This window comes from Lignipirellula cremea, from assembly GCF_056501455.1.
Genome location: NZ_CM151415.1, coordinates 698,251 through 720,067, shown reverse-complemented (window position 1 = coordinate 720,067; position 21,817 = coordinate 698,251). Strand labels below are relative to the sequence as shown.

Annotated in this window: 14 protein-coding genes; 7 read left to right on the top strand and 7 right to left on the bottom strand. The window is 66.6% G+C overall.

From position 1 onward, the window contains the following. Positions 1-51: 51 nt before the first annotated feature. On the bottom strand, positions 52-2,985 hold the full coding sequence (locus SH602x_RS02860) for a PAS domain S-box protein (RefSeq protein ID WP_479475367.1): 2,934 nt from the start codon (positions 2,983-2,985) through the stop codon (positions 52-54). A gap of 317 nt (positions 2,986-3,302) precedes the next feature. On the opposite strand from SH602x_RS02860, the gene SH602x_RS02855 reads away from it, so the two are divergent. Together SH602x_RS02855 and SH602x_RS02850 are read left to right on the top strand one after the other, a co-directional pair. Continuing rightward, positions 3,303-4,280, top strand: a complete 978-nt coding sequence (locus SH602x_RS02855) for a DUF1559 domain-containing protein (protein ID WP_479475366.1) — start codon at positions 3,303-3,305, stop codon at positions 4,278-4,280. Positions 4,281-4,532: 252 nt separating this feature from the next. Beyond that, positions 4,533-5,612 (top strand): aldo/keto reductase, encoded by a 1,080-nt coding sequence (locus SH602x_RS02850; protein ID WP_479475365.1) that lies wholly within the window; start codon positions 4,533-4,535, stop codon positions 5,610-5,612. An 81-nt stretch (positions 5,613-5,693) separates the two neighbouring features. Here the strand turns inward: SH602x_RS02850 and SH602x_RS02845 are convergent, their stop codons facing one another. Then, entirely contained in the window at positions 5,694-6,722 is a 1,029-nt protein-coding gene (locus tag SH602x_RS02845) for a YsnF/AvaK domain-containing protein (protein ID WP_479475364.1), read from the bottom strand. 373 nt (positions 6,723-7,095) lie between these two features. Continuing rightward, positions 7,096-8,079: a 4-hydroxythreonine-4-phosphate dehydrogenase PdxA gene (pdxA, locus tag SH602x_RS02840; RefSeq protein WP_479475363.1), complete on the bottom strand. Its 984-nt coding sequence runs from the start codon at positions 8,077-8,079 to the stop codon at positions 7,096-7,098. A gap of 75 nt (positions 8,080-8,154) precedes the next feature. Between pdxA and SH602x_RS02835 the strand changes: the two genes are divergently transcribed. Further along, entirely contained in the window at positions 8,155-8,334 is a 180-nt protein-coding gene (locus tag SH602x_RS02835; RefSeq protein WP_479475362.1) for a hypothetical protein, read from the top strand. A gap of 29 nt (positions 8,335-8,363) precedes the next feature. On the opposite strand, the gene SH602x_RS02830 is transcribed toward SH602x_RS02835, so the two are convergent. The 3 genes from SH602x_RS02830 to SH602x_RS02820 all read right to left on the bottom strand — a co-directional run bounded on the left by SH602x_RS02830 (position 8,364) and on the right by SH602x_RS02820 (position 13,784). Then, positions 8,364-8,975 (bottom strand): RNA polymerase sigma factor, encoded by a 612-nt coding sequence (locus tag SH602x_RS02830; RefSeq protein ID WP_479475361.1) that lies wholly within the window; start codon positions 8,973-8,975, stop codon positions 8,364-8,366. Positions 8,976-9,029: 54 nt separating this feature from the next. After that, a complete protein-coding gene (locus SH602x_RS02825; protein ID WP_479475360.1) occupies positions 9,030-12,656 on the bottom strand; it encodes a protein kinase domain-containing protein in 3,627 nt (1,208 codons plus the stop codon). Between the two features lie 93 nt (positions 12,657-12,749). Beyond that, entirely contained in the window at positions 12,750-13,784 is a 1,035-nt protein-coding gene (locus tag SH602x_RS02820) for an LLM class flavin-dependent oxidoreductase (protein WP_479475359.1), read from the bottom strand. Positions 13,785-14,096: 312 nt separating this feature from the next. Here SH602x_RS02820 and SH602x_RS02815 point away from each other — a divergent pair, with 312 nt between their 5' ends. The 4 genes from SH602x_RS02815 (at position 14,097) to SH602x_RS02800 (ending at position 20,024) form a co-directional block, all read left to right on the top strand. Next, positions 14,097-14,639: an RNA polymerase sigma factor gene (locus SH602x_RS02815; protein WP_479475358.1), complete on the top strand. Its 543-nt coding sequence runs from the start codon at positions 14,097-14,099 to the stop codon at positions 14,637-14,639. A gap of 152 nt (positions 14,640-14,791) precedes the next feature. After that, entirely contained in the window at positions 14,792-15,823 is a 1,032-nt protein-coding gene (locus SH602x_RS02810; protein WP_479475357.1) for a hypothetical protein, read from the top strand. Then, positions 15,820-18,549, top strand: a complete 2,730-nt coding sequence (locus tag SH602x_RS02805) for a PSD1 and planctomycete cytochrome C domain-containing protein (RefSeq protein WP_479475356.1) — start codon at positions 15,820-15,822, stop codon at positions 18,547-18,549. The genes SH602x_RS02810 and SH602x_RS02805 overlap by 4 nt, the downstream gene beginning before the upstream one ends. A 29-nt stretch (positions 18,550-18,578) precedes the next feature. Continuing rightward, positions 18,579-20,024, top strand: a complete 1,446-nt coding sequence (locus SH602x_RS02800) for a DUF1501 domain-containing protein (protein WP_479475355.1) — start codon at positions 18,579-18,581, stop codon at positions 20,022-20,024. 267 nt (positions 20,025-20,291) lie between these two features. Here SH602x_RS02800 and pyk read toward each other — a convergent pair whose 3' ends face one another. Beyond that, on the bottom strand, positions 20,292-21,740 hold the full coding sequence (gene pyk, locus SH602x_RS02795) for a pyruvate kinase (protein ID WP_479475354.1): 1,449 nt from the start codon (positions 21,738-21,740) through the stop codon (positions 20,292-20,294). Between the last annotated feature and the right edge of the window lie 77 nt (positions 21,741-21,817).

The window sequence follows — 21,817 nt, the reverse complement described above, 5'->3', positions numbered from 1 at the left end:
GCTCTCGAACGTTCCGACAGATTCGTCGAATCGCCCGTCGACGTACGCGACCTACTCCGCGAGCAGACCGCGCAAGTCGTCGATCGAGACCGGCTTCACGAGGTGCCGATCGAAGCCGGCTTCCTGCGACATGCGGCGGTCTTCGTCCTGGCCGTATCCGGTCAGCGCGATCAGCTTCGTGCCCGCCAGATCAGGATCGGCCCGCATTCGTCGCGCGACCTCCAGGCCGTCCATCCCGGGCAGGCCGATATCGAGGAGCACGATCTCCGGCCGGACCGCCTTCGCCTGCGCGATCGCCGCGGGACCGTCGGCGGCGGTCGCGACTTCGTGGCTGCCCAGTTTGGCGATCAGTTTCGACAGGACGAACAGCGCGGCCGCGTTGTCGTCCACCAGCAGCATGCGGCGACCGCGGGGCGGGCCGGCCGGAGTGGGTTCTTGTTCCATTCGCGTCGGAGCTTCGATGGAAGGCAACTGCACCGTGAATTCGCTTCCTAAGTCGTGACCGTCGCTGTGAGCGCTCACCGTCCCTCCATGGAGATGGACCAGATTCTGCACCAGGGCCAGTCCCAGCCCCAGGCCCCCTTCGGCCCGATCGATCGAACGACCGGCCTGCGTGAACAATTCGAAAAGCGTCGGCAGCAGCTCGGGGTCGATGCCGATGCCCGTGTCGCGCACCCCGATCGTAATCGAGGCGCCGTCGCGACGGGCCGAAACCTCGATTCGTCCGCCTCGGACGTTGTACTTCGACGCGTTGACGAGCAGATTCTCCAGCACCTGGGCGAGCCGCACGGGATCGCCGTCCGCCCAGAGCGGATGTTCCGGCAAATCGATCCGGAGGATCTGATCGCGGCTCGCCACGTCGCCGGCGACGACCTCCCGTGCACGGAGCACGACGTCGCGAAGATCGACGGGACAGCGCTTGAGAGCGATCCGGCCGCGCACGATTCGCGACACGTCCAGCAGATCGTCGACCAGCCGGACGAGGTGGTCGACCTGTCCGCTCATGACGGAGAGCGTTTCGTCGCGTTCCGGCGCGATGGTCGTGTCGAGCGTCAGCAGTTGCAGACCGCTGCGGATCGGAGCGAGCGGGTTGCGCAGCTCGTGACCGAGCATGGCGAGGAATTCGTCCTTGCGCCGGTCCGCGGTCTTGAGAGCATCCTGCGCCTCGCGGAGCTCAGTCACGTCGATGCCGGTCGACTGCACCTCGGTCGGCAGGCCCGCTTCGTCGAACGCGATCGCGTGATTCGTCCAGAGCGTCCACCGCGGTCCGTCGGACGTGACAAACCGATTTTCGATCCGGCAGGACGGCGTCTGGGGGCCGAGCGTTCCCAAGTTCGCGAGGACGGCAGGGCGATCCTCCTCGTCGACGAAGTCCCAGAAATTCGCGTGCAGCAACTGATCCGGCGTCGACCCACGCGTCCGCGCGTACGCGGCGTTGACGAAGAGGATCTCGCCCGACGTTCGAAAGCGGCAGATCATCTCCGACTGGCTCTCGACGATCGCGCGGTACCTGGCTTCGCTCGCGCGCACGGCGTCCTCCGCCGTGCGGCGGCTCGTGACGTCGGTGATGGTCGCGACCATGCTGGTCAGATTGCCCGCGGCGTCGCGGATGACGCTCCCCGAGACCATGACCCAGACGATGCGTCCGTCCTTACGGAGGTAGCGCTTCTCCCGCGTCCAGCTCGCCTGCTCGCCGTTCAGGACCGCCTGGATCTGGGGCCAGTCGTCGCCGACGTCGTCCGGATGGGTCAGATCGGCCCAGGTCATCCGCAGCAGTTCGCGCTCGTGATAGCCCGTGATCTCGCAGAACTTGCGATTGACGCGAGTGAAGCGGTGCGACTTCGGATCGGCCTGCGCTTTGCCCGATCCGGCGAGTTCGAACATCGCGCGGAAGTTACGCTCGCTGGCGAGCAGCCGCTCTTCGGCGCGACGCCGGTCGGTGATGTCGCTCGCGGCCAGGTAGACGCCGACGACCTCGCCCGCGGCGTCGCGTTCGGGAATGTACGCAGCAAGGAGGTACTTCCGCTCTTCGCTGGGGAGTCGCAGCTTCTCTTCGCAGTCGACCGCCCGTCCGGCGAGGGCCGATTCCAGCGAAACGGCGATCGCCCGATAAGCCTCCTCGCCCAGTACGTCGCGAGCGTGCCGTCCGACGATCCGATCCTGAGGCAGGCGGATCCATTCGCAGTAGGCGCGATTGCAGAAGCGAAAGATTTCGTCGCGATCGAGCGTGGCGATCAGCGTCGGCACCGCGCTGGCGAGCAGGGCGAGTCGCTGCTCGCTCCCCCGCAGCGCCCGATGCGCGGCGTCGAGTTCCTCGATCCGGCGCTGCGATTCGTCCCGCGCTGCGGTCGCCTCATTCAGAGAGGCGGTCGTGCGATAACCGGCAGCCGCGAATCGGGACAGGCTTTCGAGCAGGCGGCCATCCTCGGCGTCGAAGCGCCGTTCCCGCGAGTGGGCCATCGCCCAGAGCGTGCCGATGGCCTTCCCCTCGAACAGGATGGGAGTGACCAGGCACTCGTAGATCGCGGCGCCTTCGCCGTCCAAACCAGGGAAATGCCGCCCCGGTCGGTCGAACAACTGCGTGGCGCCGCGGGCGAGCGCGACGCACGAAGGGCAGGCGTCGGCGGGGAAGCAGCGATCGAGGCTACCGGCCCAGCGACCGGCGACCGCTCCCAGGCGAAAGTTGCGATGTCCCGAATCGTCCGATTCGAGAATCGCGACGCCAGCCGAACCGCCGTCGCAGAGTTCGAGAATGGTTTGCGCGAGCTTGCAGAGCAGATTCTCAGGACGCAGGGCCAGTTCTTCCGCCAGCGCGATCAGCGCCCGGTTCTCCGCATCGAAGCTGCGCGGTCGCATGCTGCGACCAGCCAGTTCCGACGTGATGAGCACGTCCTCCAGACCCACGCTCTCGCTTCGCTCAGGAGCGTCGCCGGGTGAGGCATAGGCTCGAGGAGGCGCGATGGTCGATTCGTCCAGGGAGTCCATGCGCAACCCGCCGTGCATCGGCGAACGCCGCCGAAACGCCCGCGTCCGAAAGGACGCAGCATCGATCCCGGCCCAGCGCACCGCCTATCTTCCGGCGCTGCCCGTCCGAGCACAATCGAAACGCCCGCGTTACCAGGAGATTCCCTCTGGCCGGCGCCGGAAATTCTCCTGAACGCCGCCTTTCCGAGGGGGAGACTTGCCCCCAATTCCGCCGCCGTCGGCTCGACGAACGCCGGGAATCGCCAATCCTGCTTAACGGCTTGTCGACGGAGAAGACGGCGAAGGGCCGGAATCGGATCGAAGGAAGCAGGAGCGGCATGCGCAGGGTCGAACATTCGCGAGGAGCGTTCACGCTCGTCGAACTGCTGGTCGTGATCGCGATCATCGGAGCGCTGGCGGCGTTGCTGCTGCCCGCGGTGCAAATGGCCCGCGAGGCGTCGCGGCGTTCGTCGTGCGGCAACAACCTGCGGCAGATCGGGCTGGCGCTCCACAACTTCGAAAGCGCCCGCAAGCGACTTCCGCCCGGTCGCGGCGCGCCGCTGCCGAAGGTCTTCTCCGCACATGCCTACCTGCTCCCCTATCTGGAGCAGAACCAGGTCGCCGATCGGCTCGATCTCGACTCCGCGCCCACCACCTTCAGCGTCGGCAGCACGACTTATTCCGGCGACGCGAACTACGACGCCGCGATCCTTGGCATCGAAACGCTTCTTTGTCCGAGCGATCCGACGGGCGACCGCGTCCCCGGCAGTCTCTACGGCGCCACGAACTACGCCGCCTGTGCGGGAACCGGCACGCGCGACGGCGGCAGTCTCACATCCGCGGACGGCGTCTTTTACCTCGACTCCAAGACGCGATTCGCCTCCGTCACAGACGGCACGTCGAACACGGCCGCCTTCAGCGAGCGTCCGCTCGGCGAAGGCGCTCCGCCTGCCTCCGTCCCGAGTCCGGCCTCGGAACGGGCGGTCAGAGAGCTGCCGTTCGGAACCGATCCGAACGACGCGGCGTGCGGCGCCTCTGCCGCCGGCGACTGGTTCGTCGAACGGGGCGGCAAGTGGATTCTCGGCAACTACGGCAACACGCTCTACAACCATTCCGCTCCGCCGAACTCCGCGGAGTGGGACTGCATGGACATGCGCCAGCAGAAGGGGCGGATGGCAGCGCGCAGCGCCCACCCCGGCGGAGCGCTGCTCCTCCGCTGCGACGGCTCGGTCGCCTTTCAGAGCGAGCAAGTCGATCTCGCCACCTGGCAGGCCCTCGCGTCGCGCAGCGGCGGCGAAGTTCCCGAAGGACCATAGCGGTGCGTCTCTCGGTGACTGTTCGGTTGAACGAAGAGTTTCGGGTGCCACTGGCTCCGCCAGTGCCGAAGCTCGAATGACCATCCAACACGAGCGATCCGGCCTCCGGAAAAGCGCTGGCAAAGCCAGTGGCGCCCGGAGGAGCAGTTGAAGTTCAGCGGACGACGGACAAGCAGTCCGCCAGCCGCTACGTTGCCGGGCCCCTCGAACGACGACCGTCCGTTAAACTGCCGCCTCGAATCGCGTCGCCGAATGTCGGGCCGACGCACGACCGGTTACGACAGCGAAGGGAACGTCTCCGCGATGAAAATGCGACCGCTCGGAAAGTCCGGCATCCAGGCTTCGGTTATCGGCTTCGGCGCCTGGGCCATCGGAGGTTGGACCTGGGGAGGAACCGACGAACAGGAATCGATCCGCGCGATCCATGCCTTCCTCGACGCGGGCGGCAACCTGATCGACACGGCGCCGATCTACGGCTTCGGACGGAGCGAGGAAATCGTCGGCAAGGCGATCAGGGACCGACGCGATCAGGTCCTCGTCGCGACGAAGTGCGTCATGCGCTGGGACCTTTCGCCCGAGCAGCTTCGCCGGGCGGGCAAGAAGTTCACGACCAGCGAAAAGATCATCGATCAACCCGGTCAGTCGGGCGAGGACAGCTTCGAGGTCTTCATCTACGGCGGCGCCGACGGCATCCGCGAAGAGGTCGAACGCAGCCTGAAGCGCCTGCAGGTCGACGTCATCGACCTCTACCAGACCCACTGGCAGGACGACTCGGTTCCGATCGCCGAAAAGATGGGCGCGCTCGAAGGGCTCAAGCGGGAGGGCAAAATCCGCGCGATCGGCGTCTCCAACGCCAGGCCTGAACAGATCGACGAGTACGCGAAGGTCGGTCAGGTCGACGCCGATCAGGAGAAGTACTCCATGCTCGATCGGCAGATGGAATCGACGAACCTACCGAAGTGCGCGGACGAGAACATCGCGTTTCTCGCTTACAGCCCGCTCGCGCAGGGCCTGCTGACCGGCAAGATCGACCCGAATCGCGAGTACCCGGAGGACGACCTGCGACGCTACAAGCCCCGCTTCGCCGCCGAGAACGTGCAGAAGGCGAACGCCATGCTCGAGCCGATGCGTCCGATCGCGGAGCGCCGGGGAGTAAGCCTGGCCCAACTGACGATGGCCTGGACGCTGGCCCAGCGAGGTTGCTCGCACGTGCTGTGCGGCGCCCGGAACCCGCAGCAGGCGATCGATAACTGCGGCGCCGGCTCGATCGAACTGGAAGCCGACGAGCTTTCCGTCATCTCCGCCGCGGTCGCGAGCTACCAGGGCGTCTAAGTACCCAGGCCCATACGAAAAGAGGGCTCGGCGGAAGACTGTTTCCGCCGAGCCTCAAGTTCGCCGCGATCGCTTTCGCGTTTAGCTGCGCTTCGTCTTGTCGCGAAGGTCGGTGTCGCAGGCCGCGTCGCGGACATTGGCCTGGCCTTCCTTGTCGACGCGGAGGCGTTCTTTCTTCACGGTGTCCTCGACGTGTTCGACGCCGCGGACCGTCCGCTTCGTGACGTCCACCTCGCCCTTCGAGACGGTCTCCTTCTGGATCGTCGCGTGCTCTTCCTTCACCGGGATGCGGATTTCGTCGGTCTCGCCGACGGCTCCCGACGCACGGTGCGCGGCGGTCGGATGGCGTTCGATGACGACCTCCTCGCGCTCGACCGGCACGTCGACCTGCTGACGTTCGGTGACCACTTCCTTACGTACGTGGACCTCGCCCGCGCTGGTCGTTTCCTTATGCGGCGTCAGGCGCTCCTCGCGAAGCTCCATGTGCGTCGAGTCGCGGTCCGAGGCGTTCAGGGCGCCGCGGTTTCCGAGCGACGCACGTTCCTGGGTCGCCGCAGTGCGGTTCTGCGTAATCGGCGACGCGGTCGTCTCGCGACGCTCGTCGCGATTGCTCATGTCGTACGCGCCGAAGCGACGCATCACGCCGCGAACTTCGTCGAAGCGATCGCCGGACTGCACGGTGACGATCGTGCGACCCTGACGGAATTCGTTTTCGTAGTATTCCGCTTCGTCGTCAGGGATGCCCATGCCGACGAGGGCGCCGACCAGACCGCCCGCCGCGGCGCCTGCCGCCGCGCTGGCTGCGATGCTGGCGAGCACGCCGCCAGCGATGACCGGACCGATCGCCGGCAGCATGCCCGCGACGATGCCCAGTCCCCACAGGGCTCCGACGCCCAGACCGCCGGCGACGCCTGCCGCGGCTCCGGAGCCGGCATGATTGCCTTCTTCATGGTTCGCGTGGACCAGTTCGTCCTTATGCTCGCCTTGCGCGGCGACGCCGATCTGCTGATCGGTGAATCCCATGCGCTTCAGCTCCGCGATCGCGTGCTGAGCCTTCGTCCGATCCTCGAATACTCCGACAGCCGGACGCTGCATTTCTCGCTTAGTCATGATCGTTCTCCTTCGAAAGTTCTCCGTACCCGGAGGCTCGGCGCGTCCGCGATTGCGGGGCCAGTCTCCTTCTGGCGGACCGGTCCGTTTCCGTCCGCCGCATCAGGTTTCGAGTAGCGGGTTGACGCAACGCGCGTACCTGAACCTCGAAAGAACGCGCAAGACCGCCGAAGAACGTCAGGAACCTCCGATGACCGCCCGCAGAGGGGTGGAGCATGCGAAGCTGGCAAGCGCACGCAACCTCTCGTCGCCGTTCCGGCAGCCGATCGCGGCGCCTCGCCATTTCATCGATGGTGCAGAACGATCGCAGCGGTCGTCTGCCGCGCAGCCGATTACAGCGGGGCCTAATGAGCAGATTCGAACTACGCGCGAATCAACGCGACAGCTTCGCCGCCAGCCGCAGCGCGGCGAACAGGCTGCCGGGGTTCGCCGTTCCCTGCCAGGCGATATCGAGCGCGGTGCCGTGATCGACGCTCGTCCGAACGAAGGGCAGTCCGAGCGTCGTGTTCACTGCAGAGTCGAACGCGAGCGCCTTGACCGGGATGTGCCCCTGATCGTGATACATGCAGACGAAGGCGTCCGTGCTCTTTCGCTTCCACGGAAGAAAGGCCGTGTCAGGCGGGAGGGGCCCTTCGACGTCGTGACCTGACGCCCGGGCCGCCTCGATCGCCGGAAGGATGATCCGTTCCTCCTCGCGATCGCCGAACAGGCCATGCTCGCCTGCGTGCGGGTTCAGGCCGCAGACGACGATCTTCGGCTTTCGCCCCCGGATCCGCAGCAGCCCCGCGGCGGTCAGCTCGATCACTTCCAGGATGCGTTCCTGCGTGAGCAGCGCCGGAACGTCCCGGTAACCGACGTGCACGGTGACGAAGGTGCAGGTGATCTCCTCGGAATACTGCATCATGCACGACCGTGCGGCGTTCGTGCGCGAGGCGAAGATCTCCGTATGGCCCGGGAAATCGATCCCGGCGAGATGCATCGCCTCCTTGCTGAGCGGAGCGGTGGCGACCGCCGCGACCTGACCGGCGAGCGCCGCGTCGATCGCACGGTCGACGTACGTGAACGCCGCACGACCTGTGGCCGCGCTGATCGTCCCCGGCTCGAAGTCGGAAACCGGCAACACGCCCAGGTCCAGCACGGCGGGCGTATCGACGCCGTCGAGTTCCGCCGGCGAGATCGTTCGCGAAGGGGCGGACAGTCCGGTCCGTGCGGCACACTGCGCGAGCGTCTCCGCGTCGCCGAACACGACGGTCGTGCAGACTTCGGCGATCTCGGGGTTCGCCAGCGCGCGCAGACAGATCTCCGGACCCACGCCGGCGGGGTCGCCCATCGTGAGCGCGATGCGGGGACGGTTCATGCAGATTTTCGGTCGACGAACGGTACGGCAGTCGGGAGGCGTAGAATTCAGCTGAGGCAATCAGGGGCGGTGACGATGGACGAACGCGAGACCTTAAAGAGTCAGGGCAGCGCGCCGAATCGCGGGAGCGATTTTCTAAAGGCGCTTGGGTATCTTGTGCTGCTTATCGTGATCTTCTTCGTCGCGATTCTGGCGTGGGCGGTCTTCGAGATCGTGACCGGAATTCAACTCGTCGGTGGTCCGGACGACAACTGAGCGACACGCTTTCCGAAAACTGAGCCGATCTACCTCGGCGTGTCCGACTCTTTCAGCCGCCGGGCGAGCGTCAGCTTCGCGGACAGGCGATACCTTCGGACGGTTCGCTCGTCGACGTTCATCAGCTTCGCCGCTTCCTTCTGCGTCAGGCCCTGGTACCAGGTCAGTTGAAACACCTCGCGCTCTTCGTCCGGGAGCATGCCGACGGCCTCGTGGAAGGCGGTCCAGTCTTCCAGCGACACGGGCTCGCGATCGACGACCGCCAGCGGGATCGCGTCCCCCCGACGTTCTGCGTACGCGAAGGCCGAATCGTGATTCGCCGCATCGCTCATGGGCCCCTGGTGGTGACGAGCCAGGTCGAGCAGCGTTCGGCGAATCTGCACCGTGGCGAGGTTGAAGAAGTGTCGCGCGTCGTTCGGCGGCGCCTCGCGGAGCGCCTTGTCGAGCCGGAGCAGGGATTCCTGAAGCACGTCCGCGGTATCTTCCCAGCGGCGGACCTTAGGAAAGCCGCGAAGCATCTTCCGCGCGAGCGACTCGAGCCGCCGTCCGGTGCGACGCAGGAGTTCGTCGAAAGCCTGCGGATCGCCCTGGAGGCGACGTCGCTCCCACTCGGCGAAAACCGACTCGTCCGGATCTCCCATCGTCGCTCCCGTCGCCTGTTTCCGACAGGTCCTGCCCGACCTGCTACTGCGACTCTAACGCGAAGCGGTCGCGGTCGCAACGGACTCGTATTCGACGGCACGCCCCCAGATGGTCGGCGGGATGGAGAGAATGCGCACGCCCCGCTGGTTTTCGAGTCGCACGCAGAGCGACTGCCCGAGGTCGTCCGCCCAGCAGGCGTCGACGATCGGCACTCCGAGGCGAATCTCCAGCGCCTTACGCCATTCGCCGCCGTCCCGTCCGCGGATGGCCAGGCGGCCCGCTTTGGACACGCTCAACAGGCGAGCTCCGTCGGCGCTCAGGTCGACCGCGACGACAGCGTTTTCGTACTTGTCGAGCTTTTCAGTCGCCAGATCCGGCAGACGCACGGCGAGCAGTCGCCCGTCTTCGAGGCCGACGAACGCCTCGTTCTCCCCGAACGACGCATCGAGCGCGAGAATTCGCTGATCGCTCACCCTCCGGACTTCGGCAGCTTCCGTCGCGTCGCCTGAATCGAGGCAGAACAGCCTGCCGCTGCGAAATCCTCCCACGGTCCAGAAGCGATTCGCGGCGAGCGCCTGAACCTGTCCCTCGCCCGTTTCGACGGTCTCCCGCGACGGTCCGTCCCAGCGATGGGCCCCGGTCAGGCTGGGCCAGGATCGCAGCTCGATCCTGGCGTTGCCGCCCGTCGAGCTCGAATCGTCATGCCCCCGGTAGGACCACAGCGACTGTCCGTCCGCGTTCCAGATCGCCACCTCGCACTCGGGCAGGAGCTCGGGATTTCCGTCGAGTGTCAACTCTCCCGTCCCGGCGTCGATGACGCCCCGCAGAATCCGGCACGTGGAGTCCTCGGCCGTCGTCAGCAGAGCCGCCCGATCGCCGGACGGGCTGACGCGAACGCGCCAGTCTCCCGCGACGCCGACGCTGCGACTGTCGAGAGCCTGTCCCTGCGAGTCGACGCGCACGCTCACGATTCGATTCGGCACGGAGACCAGGCCGAGCCCTCCCTCGGCGGCCCAATCGGCGTCGACCGCAGGGCGGGCCGACATGGCGACGGTGCGATGGGCCGCCATGCCGCGTACGTTCCAGCGCGATACGCCGAAGGGTTGAATCAGCAGCACGGTGTCATCGTCGGCCCAGACCGGGACGACGTCGTTCCCCGAGGCGACCTTTCGCCGCGACAGCATTTCGCCCGAGGCCGCGTCGAAGAGCAGCAGCGAGTACTGACTCTCGCTCTCCGTGCCGGCGACCGCCAGCGATCCGTCCCGGTTGAAACTGACGGGGTGGACCCGCGCATCGCTGCCGACGGTTTCATAGGTGAACAGCGTGAAGGGATCTGCCGGATCGGCCAGATCGAACGCCTGCACGCCGGCGTCGCCGCCGAACGCGAGGAATCCGCTGCCTGGCGGAAGCTCGCTCCACTTCGTCGTTCCGACCTTCGCCGGCTTCAGCGTCGCTCCGTCGAACGCCTGGACCTTCCGGTCGACCACGCCGAACAGACGATCCGTCTCTGGCTCCCGAACCAGGCGGCCCGACCGACCCGGAATGGATGCGGTGGCGGCCTTCGTGAACGAATCGCCGTCGCGCTTCCAGAGTTGCAGTTCGGCCCCGCACGTGACGACGAACGAAGCGCCGTTCTTCAGCCAGACGATTTCCCCGATCGCTTCCGACCAGCCGCTGTCGAACACCATCGGCGAATCGTCGGGCGTCGTGCCGATCTGCCAGACGAGCAACTCGCCGTGCCGGAGTCCGACCGCGATCCAGGCGTTATCGTCGCTGAACCCGGCGGCGCGCATGCCGTTGGGCGACGTCGGTTTCGCTTTCCCGCCCGAAGTCGAAAAGCTGGGCAGCGAGGGGAACGCGAAGTACGTGAGCCGGCGGACGACCTCGCCCGTCTCGGCATCCGCGATCGCGCAGGCGAACCACATCCGAATCGCCGCCCGGCTCTGCGGCAGGGCGAGCAGTTTCCGGTCGGGCGAAAGCGCCGCGCGGTAGGGCTGATAATCGAGCTTGTCGAGCGGCCAGGGTTCCGGCGTCAGTTCCCGGCCCAGCGCCGCTGACCATTCGACGCTCGCGAGCGTCGCTCTTTCCGCCGGTTTGCGCGCGAGAGGCGCTTCCCGCATCTTCGCGATCTGCCGCTCCGCCGCGAGCGTCCATCCGGCCTGTCGTTCCGCGACGAGTTCGTTCAGGATCGCCCGCTCGTTGTAGTAATGCTCGGTTTCGGCGGCGGCGACGGCTTCCCTTCGTCGACCGTCGATCCAGAACAGCGCGCTCGCGGCGAGACCCACGGCGACGATCGCGATCATCGAACCGGCGGCCAGCGCGGGATGCCGCCGTGACCAGCGCAGACACCGGTCGACGATCGTATCGGGCTTGGCGCGGACCGGTCGATCGTCCAGCCACGCTTCGACGTCCTCCTTCAGCAGCCTGGCCGTCGCGTACCGATCGAGCGGTTCGACCGCACAGGCCTTGCGGCAGATCGCGTCCAGCGCGGCAGGAACCTCGCGAAGACGCTCCCGCGCGGGGACGTGCTCGCCGCGCTCGACCCGCTTCGCCTGCTCGACGATCGACTGACTCTCGATCGGTCGCGCTCCGGTCAGGATTTCGTACAGCACGACGCCGAGGCTGTAGACGTCGGACGCCGGACTGATCGCGTCGAGGCGTCCGGCCAGTTGCTCGGGCGGCGCGTAGGCGAGCGTTCCCAGGAGCGCGCCGTCCTTCGTCTCCGCCGAGTCTTCCAGCGAGGTTTCCGGAAGCGTACGACGCTTCGAGCGCGACCGGGGCGGGTCCGCTTCCCGCAAGCGCTTCGCCAGTCCCCAGTCGACGACCAGCGTTTCGCCGTACGTTCCCAGCATGATGTTGTCGGGCTTCAGATCGCGATGCACGACGCCCTGATCGTGCGCGTATCCGACCGCGTCGCACACGGCCAGAAAACGCCGCAGCAGACTCCGCAACTCGGCCCCGTCGAGCGGTCGCCGCTCCTTGATTCGCTCGGCGTGAAACCGTTCCAGGCAGGCCTTCAGGTTCTCGCCCTGCACGAATCGCATCGCGTAGTACGGTTCGCCGCGACCGTCGACGCCGAGCGAATAGACCGGCACGATGCCCGGGTGTTCCAGTCGCCCGGTGATCTTCGCTTCACGGCGAAACTTGGCCCGGCGGACGTCATCCAGCGGTTTGTCCCGCCGGACGCTCTTGAGCGCGACCTCGCGATCGAGTTCCTGATCGACCGCCTTGTAGACGACGCCGAGTCCCCCCTTCGCGTGCGGCTCGATAATCTCGTACCGATGGCCGACCGCGGCGCCGTCATCCGCCGGCGAGCCGTTCGCGGTCCCTGACTCGTTGCGAGAGGGGCCATTGCGAGCCGCGCCGTCGCGATGCGTTCCCTTGGTCACGCCGTTCAAACCGCCGCGCGTGCTGTCGGAATCGCCGAACAGCGGATACGAAGTCGATCCGAGCGACGGTTCCGCGACCTGCAGGCCGACGGTCTCGAACGCTTCCTCGCCCGTCGTCGCCCGATCAAGCCAATGCGCGTCTTCCAGGTCGCGAATCGCGGAACGCAGCTCTTCCGCGAGCTCCGGATCGTCTCCGGCCAGATCTTCAGGCTCGGGACGCTCGCCCGCATCGACGCGCCGTTCCCATTCCTCCAGAAGGTCGAGCAGCCGACCGTCGTCGCCGTTCTGCATAGGTCCTTCCTGCGGTCAGTCGATCAACGACAGAGCGGAGCGTATCGATGCGTCTCTCCCGAAAGTTGTACACGAACCCGCGTGAAAAGTGGATCAGTTCCTGTTTCCGACCGCGGTCGCCGGAGACGCCCCCAGCTCATGGGCGACGTCGGCGAGGATCTCGTACGACCGTAGACGGGCCGCCGGGTCATAGATGGCCGAAACGACCATCAGTTCGTCGGCCTGGGTCGCGCTGGCGAAGTTCTCGAGCCCTGCCCGAACGGTCGCGGGCGATCCGACGATCGACTGCCGGAGCATCTGCGACGCCTGCATCTTTTCGAGGGGCGTCCAGTACGTTTCGATGTCGTCGATCGGCGGAGGCTGCAAACCGGGACGACCGCGACGCAGATTCGTGAACGCCTGCTGCAACGACGTGAACAGCCGTTGCGCGTCCGCGTCGGTTTCCGCCGCGACGACGTTCACCCCCGCCATGGCATAGGGCCGGCTAAGCTGTTCCGACGGCTGGAACCGCTCGCGGTAGATCCGCAGGGCGTCGAACAGCGCGTCCGGCGCGAAGTGCGAAGCGAAGGCGTAGGGCAGACCGAACGCCGCCGCGAGCTGGGCGCCGAACAGGCTCGACCCGAGAATCCAGAGCGGAACGTTCGTCCCCGCGCCCGGCACGGCGCGGATCGCCTGTCCCGGCTCAGGCTCCGCGAGCAGGGCCTGCAATTCCAGCACGTCCTGCGGGAAATTCTCCGCGGTCGCCGGATCCCGCCGGAGTGCGCGAAGCGTGAGCTGATCCGTACCCGGCGCTCGCCCCAGCCCCAGATCGATCCGGTCGGGATAGAGCGAGGCTAGCGTCCCGAACTGCTCCGCGATCACCAGCGGCGAATGGTTCGGGAGCATGATGCCGCCGGCGCCGATCCGGAGGGTCGACGTTCCGCCGGCGAGATAGCCGATCACGACCGCCGTCGCGGCGCTGGCGATCCCGGGCATGTTGTGATGCTCGGCGACCCAGAAACGGCGGTAACCCAGCCGCTCGACGTGCCGCGCCAGTTCCAGGCTAAGTCGCAGCGCCTCGCCCGGCGTTCGACCTTCGCCGACAGGGACCAGGTCAAGAACGGAAAGAACGGGAAATGCGACGGACATCGGAACGCCAGATGACGAAGGGAACGCGAAAGCTACCGGCATCTTAGGGAGGCGAGCAAGCGAGGCGATCGTTTCTCGCCGTTCCAAGCCGATTCGACGATCTGTCGATCCGTCGATCCTGGACGGCTAAGAATTTCGCGATGGGAAAACCCCTTCGCCGACGAGAATGACGCCTGGCCTGAAAATTTCTGACAGGGTTCTGTAACGCCTGCCGGTCGGACGTGTTGGAAGAATAGAGCGCGAGAAGTCGCCGTCTTTCTTCGACCAGCGGTCATCGGTCCGTCCGGCAGCCGGCTTTCGGCGAGGGTAAGCGTGCGGCGTCTTCCTGATGACGCTTCTTCGATCGCTGCGGAAGCGACGGGCGACTGGATCGTCCAGACCGCCCCGCGTGCGCTCGCCTATGCGCGGACGCTCGTGCGGAACGAAGCCGTCGCGGAGGATCTCGTTCAGGACTGTTTTCAGCGACTGCTGGCGAAGGCCGATCGGTACGACCTGCCGACCGACGGCGCTCGCCTGCTGTTCAAGTCGATCACCAACGCCTGCATCAACTGGACCCAGCGTCGCCGACCGATCCTGAGTCTGGAACAGATGCAGGGCGAGGAAAGCGACGCGTGCATCTCTCCGGCGAGCGGACCGCTCGAGACCGCGCTGTTCAGCGAACTGAGCCAGGCGATCGACGCCGCGCTCGCCGAACTTCCGATCGAACAGCGCGCGGCCGTGGAGCTGCACTCGCTGGGTCACGATGCGATCGAAATCGCCGAGGCGCTGGAGACGACGCCCGGCAACGCACGCGTTCTGCTGCACCGCGGGCGAGCGCGACTGGCGGAACGGTTGAAGCCGTATTTAGCAGGCTGATGCCGAAGGCGCTCAGCCTGCGTTCGTCGCACGATGCGACGACGAGAGGGCGGTTTCGCCGCCCTCTCGCGAGCCGTGAGGAACTTGTTCCGAACCTGGCGAGCCTGCACAACGCCACGAAGGCGTTGTGCAGTAACTGATAGAGGGATGAAGTGAACGAAGATTTCGACGATTCAGAACCTTCGGCGGCCGATGTCGATCGACTGGTGCGCGAGCATCTCGAACGGCGCGCGTCGCAGATCGACGCGACCGCGCTGATCGATCGTCTGCGCAACGTCGAAGCGGCGTCCGTTCGCCCTCAACCGCTGACGCTCGCCTCGAAGTTGCATACGGCAGAAGAAGCGCCGTCCGTACGGAGCGCAGGACGAACGAAGGCCTGGCGTGCCCCACGACTCGCCTGGGCCGTTCCGACGATCGCGGTCGTCGTCGCCGCCTTCTTCATCGGGCGCTGGCTCTCGCCCTCGACGGCGGACGCGGCGCAGGTCGTGCATGCCGCGCGGGCGGCCCTGCGACTGCACGGCGACCGGTCGTACCGCGGCACGTTCCATCCCGATCCGTCGTACTGGGACGGCAAGAACCTGCTGCGGGGGCCGTCCGAGACGATCCTCTGGACGCGAGGCGATCGGTTCTGGGCCGAGACCCGCTGGAACGACGTCCGTCTCGTCTACGGTCGCGATGAGACGGAAACGATCTGGCTCAGCCCCTCCCGTTCCAGCGGAATGCGATTCTCCGGCGGACAGACGCCGGCGGAGATCGAACTCTACTGCGCGATCAACTCCATGACGGCGTCCCGACTGCTCGACGACGTTCTGGCCGACTTCGATCTGCAGACCTGCGACGTTTCGGGCGAAGCGGACAGCGGAACAGATTCCGACGTCGGAACGCGGACGCTGGGCCCGAGGCGAACCGGGGTGCTGGCGACGCTCAAACCGGGGCGCTCGCATCCCTTCCTTTCGTCGGCGCTCCTGGAGATCGACGAGTCGGACACGCTCGTCCGGCTGATCCTCTGGACGCTCGACGACGGCCGGCCCCGCGGAACGATGACCTACACGCTGATCGAAACGGCCGACCTCGACGACGCCGTCTATCGCCTGCCGTATCACGTGGACGAAGACGCGAAGATTTCCGAGCGCGCGTTCGAACCTGATTCCGCCGCATCCGATTCGCCGACGCCGGAAGAATGAATCACGCCCCCTCCGAGCCGCCTTTCGCCTTCTCCGAAGCGAGCCCCATGTCGCGTCTAACTAGCGCGCTGTCGATCGTACGACGTCAGGCATTTTGCGGGGTGCCACTGGCTCTGCCAGTGCCGGCCCCGACGTCCCGGTCAACTGTGTTGGACGATCGAATCAGCTTCGGCACTGGCGGAGCCAGTGGCACCCGAACCTCTCCGATAACCTGGACGTCGAACATTGGTCGAACCGCTAGCGCCCTCTTCCTGACGACGCTCTTCGTCTCTGCGATCGCAGCGGCGGAAGAACCGACGAAGCCCGACGCTCCCGACGCCGCGGAGGTCGCGTTCTTCGAATCGAAGATCCGGCCGGCGCTCGTGAAGCATTGCTACGAGTGCCATTCGTCCGAAGCCGGCGCCGCGGAAGGGGGCCTCCGCGTCGACGATCGCGCCTCGATCCGGGCCGGCGGCGACCGCGGACCGGCGGTCGTTCCCGGGCGACCCGAGGCCAGCCTGCTGCTCTCGGCGATCGAGCATGCGGACCGCGATCTGGAGATGCCCCCCGATCAGCCGCAGCTACCGAAGGAGGTTATCGCCGACCTTCGCCGCTGGATCGAACGGGGCGCTCACGACCCCCGCGACGGCGCTTCGACGACCTCGACCGACCAGGCGGCGCTGCTCGCCGAAGCGAAGAACTTCTGGTCCTACCGGCGGCCCGTCGCGTCGCCGCCGCCCGCGGTCGCGGACGAGACCTGGCCCCGGGACGACGTCGATCGGTTCGTTCTCGCGCGGCTGACCGAGCGGGGGCTCTCTCCCTCGCCCGACGCCTCGCCGGAGACGCTGGTTCGGCGCCTGCACTTCGATCTCGTCGGCCTTCCCCCGGCGCCGGAAGCGGTCGACAGCTTCCTCGCCGAGGCTGCCGCCAGCGGGATCGACGCCGCGATCGCTGCCGAGGCCGATCGTCTCCTCGCGTCGCCTGCGTTCGGAGAACGCTGGGGCAGGCGCTGGCTCGACGTCGCCCGCTTCGGCGAATCGAGCGGCAAGGAAGCGAACATCCCGTTTCCCTACGCCTGGCGTTACCGCGACTACGTCATCGACAGCGTCGCCGCCGACGTTCCGTACGATCGCTTCCTGACCGACCAGATCGCGGGCGACCTGCTGCCGTACGAGTCGGATCGCGAGCGGGCGAAGCTGCTCGTCGCGACCGGCTACCTGGCGGTCGGCACGAAGAACCTGTCCGAGTCGAACGAGAAGCAGTTCCAGGCCGACCTCATCGACGAGCAGATCGACAGCCTGTCGCGAGCCCTGATCGGCAGCTCGATCGCCTGCGCGCGGTGCCACGACCATAAGTTCGATCCCTTCTCGATGAAGGATTACTACGCGCTGGCCGGGATCTTCGGCAGCTCGCAGACCTACTTCGGAACGTTCGTCTCGCCCGCCAGTCAGCAGGGGGGCGACCTGATCCGCCTGCCGCAGCTCGACGACGAGGTCGTGCTGCACGAATCGGTGACGGAGAAGCGCTACGCGGAGATGAAGACGCAGCTCGCCGCGCTCCAGGCCGAGAAGGCGGAGATGGACGAAGCGCAGAAAGCGGCGTTCGCTGGCCTGAAGCCGAAGAAGGAGTTCACGCTGACCGACGCGCTCCGCAACATCTGGCAGACGGGGCCGCTGGTCGGGAAGCTGCAGACGATCGGCGACGACGGCAAGGCCGTTCCCGTGACGATGGGCGTGCTCGACGATCCCGCGCCGTCGGAATCGCCGTTGTTCACGCGAGGCGAGGTCGCTCGCCCCGGCGATCCGGTTCCCCGCGGCTACCCGGAGGCACTGCGCACGGAGAACGCTCCGCCGATGCCGGAAGACGCCAGCGGACGCTTGCAACTCGCTCAATGGCTGACGCATCCGGAACATCCACTGACCGCGCGCGTCTTCGTCAATCGCGTCTGGAGCCACCTGTTCGGCGACGGACTCGTCCGCACGGTCGACGACTTCGGCCGTACGGGCGAACCGCCGAGTCATCCCGAACTGCTCGACACGCTGGCCGTCGACTTCGTGCAGGAAGGGCAGTCGCTGAAGCGTCTGATCCGGCGGCTCGTGCTGACGCGTACCTACCGCCAGGCGTCGACCTTCGACGAGCAGTCGTTCCAGGCCGATCCTGACAATCGGCTGTTGTGGCGGATGCCGAAACGTCGACTGGAAGCCGAAGCGATCCGCGACGCCATGCTCGCCGTCTCGGGCGAACTCGATCCCGCCCGACCGGACGGTTCGCTGGTGGCGAAGAAGATTCAGGACAAGCCCATCTCGCTGATCGGTCTCGACAAGGCGCTGCCGGAGGATCTCGACGGTTCGACGACGCGCTCGGTCTACCTGCCGGTGATCCGGGACCGCCTGCCCGATGTGCTGGAGCTGTTCGACTTCGCGGAGCCCGCCCTCGTCACCGGAAAGCGCGACACGACGAACGTTCCGGTCCAGGCGCTCTACCTGATGAACAGTCCCTTCGTCCGTCAGCGGGCGGAAGCCTTCGCCGCGCGGCTGAGCGAGGAAGCGGAGACGAACGAGGCCCGCATCGACCTGGCCTTTCGCCTCTGCTTCGGTCGCACGCCGACGACTCACGAGGCCGATCGCGCGTCCGCCTACCTCGCCTCCGCATCCGATGCTGCATCCGAATCATCCGCGGACGAAGAACGCTGGAATCGTTTCTGTCAGGCGCTCCTCTCGGCTGCCGAATTCCGTCAACTCGACTAACCGCTGCCCGCCGCAAGCCAGGATCTTCCATGCCGCTCTTTCACGACGATCATCTTCGACCCTCGCGTCGTACGGCGCTGAAATCGCTCGCCTCCGGTTTCGGCTACCTCGCCTTCGCGGCGCTCGCCCAGCGCCCAACGGTCGGCCTGGCGTCGCCTGCTGGAAGCGCGCTCGCCGCGAAGGAGACGCACTTTCCCGCACGCGCGAAGCGGGTCATCTTTCTCTGCATGAACGGCGGCCCGTCGCACGTCGACCTGTTCGACTACAAGCCGAAGCTGAACGACGCCGAGGGGCGCAAAACCGCCGACAGTCCGCTCAAGGGGAATGCGGCGCTGATGCCGTCGCCGTTCCGCTTTTCGCAGCATGGCCAGTCGGGGCAGTGGATCTCCGAACTGATGCCCGAACTGGCGAAGCAGGCGGACGACCTCTGCTTCGTGAAGAGCATGCACACCGACCTGCCCAACCACGCGCAGGCCTTCCTGCAGATGCATACCGGCAGCTTTCAGTTCACGCGTCCCTCCGTGGGCGCCTGGACGCTGTACGGCCTGGGCTCGGCCAATCAGAACCTGCCCGGGTTCGTCACGATCAACCCGCCGACCGATAACGGCGGCGCGCGGAACTACGGCAACGCCTTTCTCCCGGCGCCCTACCAGGCGACGAAGATCGGGGCGAACCAGATTCCCGGCTTCTACGCCGCGATCCTGGGGATCGATCAGGAACCGGGTCCGCCGCTCCGGAACGTCTCCAACGAATGGATGACCCGGGAGGAGCAGCGCCACCAGCTCGACTTCCTGCGGGACCTCGATTCGCAGAAGCTCGAACGGGACGTGCGAAACCCGGAGGTCGAAGGGGCGATCGAATCGTTCGAACTCGCCTTCCGGATGCAGGACGAATTGCCCGCGCTGCTGGAGCTGTCAGGCGAGTCGCAAACGACGCTCGACGAGTACGGCATCGGACCCGATCTGCCGACGGCCCGCTTCGGCCGGCAGTGCCTCCTGGCCCGGCGACTGGCCGAGGCGGGCGTCCGCTTCATCGAGATCACGGCGCCCGGGTCGTGGGACCATCACTTCCTGATCGACAGCGCGCTCAAGACCAGTTGCCAGGCGACCGATCTCCCCGTCGCCGCGCTGCTGCGCGATCTGAAGCAGCGGGGGATGCTCGAAGATACCCTGGTCATCTGGGCGGGCGAGTTCGGCAGAACGCCTTACGCCCAGAGCGGCACCGGACGCGATCACAACAACAAGGGCTACACCCTCTGGATGGCGGGCGGCGGCGTGCAAGGCGGCCTCAGCTACGGATCGACCGACGAGCTCGGCTACCAGGCGGTCGAGAACCCGGTCCACATCCATGACTGGCACGCCACGATCCTGCACCTGCTCGGCTTCGACCACGAACGGCTCACGTTCGAGTACGCGGGGCGCGACTATCGACTGACCGACGTGCATGGCCGCGTCGTGACCGACATCGTCGCCTGATCGCTCCTGCGGGATCCCCGGCGAGCGGAGGGTGTCAGCCCTCCGTGGCTGTGTGCCATGCCCGCGTCGCGGCTGGTAGTCGACCGAGCCTTATTCGTTAGGTCGATCGAAGAGTTTCGGGTGCCACCTGCCCTGCCAGTGCCGCAGCTTGAAAGGTTGCCTAACACGAGCGATCCGGCCTCCGGAAAAGCGCTGGCAAAGCCAGTGGCGCCCAGAGGAGAGACTGCCTTTTAAGGCTCGACCGACTGCCCGGGACTCATCGAACCCCTACGGACGCTTGTGCCCCGCGTCCTCGCCCAGCAGGACGAACTCGACGCGGTAGTTCGCGTTCGGATCGCGTCGCGAAGGTCCGTCGAGCAGGATCGTCAGGCCGAGCGGCAGGCCGAGCTGCTGGAAGCAGTTGTGAATGAAGCTCCGCCAGTCTTCGGGCTCGGCGTCCGTATGGATCGCCCGCACGCCGTACGAGAAGGCGAGCGCCTGGCAGGCCGCTTCGTCCCGGCTCACCGCGACGACCCAGACGCGCGGCTTGTACCGCGACAGCATCCGGGCCGTTCCGCCCGTATGCGTCGGCACGAACACCGCGGAGGCCGGCGCGACGCCGATGGAGTACTGCACGACCGCGGCGATCGTCTCCTCCGCGGTCGTCGGCATGGTCGGGTTCTTCAGCGGGATCCCCAGGCCGGACCGTACGGACTCGCGGTGCGCTTCGGCGCTGGCGGCGATCTTGGTCAGCATCGCGACGGCTTCGACGGGGAACTTTCCCATCGCCGATTCGCCCGACAGCATCACGCAGTCGGTTCCGTCGAGGATGGCGTTGGCGACGTCGGTCGCTTCCGCACGCGTCGGAATCCGGCTGGAGGTCATCGACTCCAGCATCTGCGTCGCGGTGATGACCGGTTTGCCGGCCGCCGTCGCCTTGGCGATGATCTGCTTCTGAATCACGGCGATCTGTTCGATCGGCACTTCGACGCCCAGGTCGCCGCGCGCGACCATGATCCCGTCGGCCGCCCGCAGGATCTCGTCCAGATGATTCAGCGCGCCCGCCCGTTCGATCTTGGCGATGATGAAGGGACGCTTGCCGAGCGCTTCGGCGGCCGCGCGAACGGCTTCGATATCCGCTGCCCGTTCGACGAACGACTGGCTGATCGCGTCGACGCCGTGGGCGAGGGCGAACTCCAGGCACTTGCGATCATGGTCGGTGAAGGCGCTGATGCCCAGGTCGATGCCCGGCAGGTTGAGTCCCTTCCGCGAACGCAGATCGCCGCCGATCGCGGTCGTGCATCGGACTTCGTTTCCGACGACCTCCTCGACGACCAGTTGCACCAGGCCGTCGTCCAGAAACAGACGATCCCCCTTCTTCGCGACCCGCGGCAGAGGCTCGAAGCTCATCGACGCCCGCGTCGCGTCGCCGACGATCTCGTCGCTCGTCAGCGTGAACGGATCGCCGGGCAAAAGGTGGATCGGCTCCGGATCGATCTTGCCCAGCCGCATCTTCGGCCCCGGGAGATCGGCCATGATCGTGACGCGAGCGCCTGCGGCCTTCTCGGCCGCGCGGATGCGCTCGATGCGACCTGCGTGCTGGCTGAAGTCGCCATGGGAGAAGTTCAGCCTGGCCACGTTCATCCCTGCCCGGATGAGCTGTTCCAGCTTCACCGGGTCGTCCGTGGCGGGACCGATCGTGGCGACGATTTTCGTGTGATGGCGCGGTAGATACATGGCCCATTTATAGCGGCGCGGCGAATCGGCGGAAGGCGAGATCTCCTCCCGTCGAATCCATATTCGCACGATGAAGG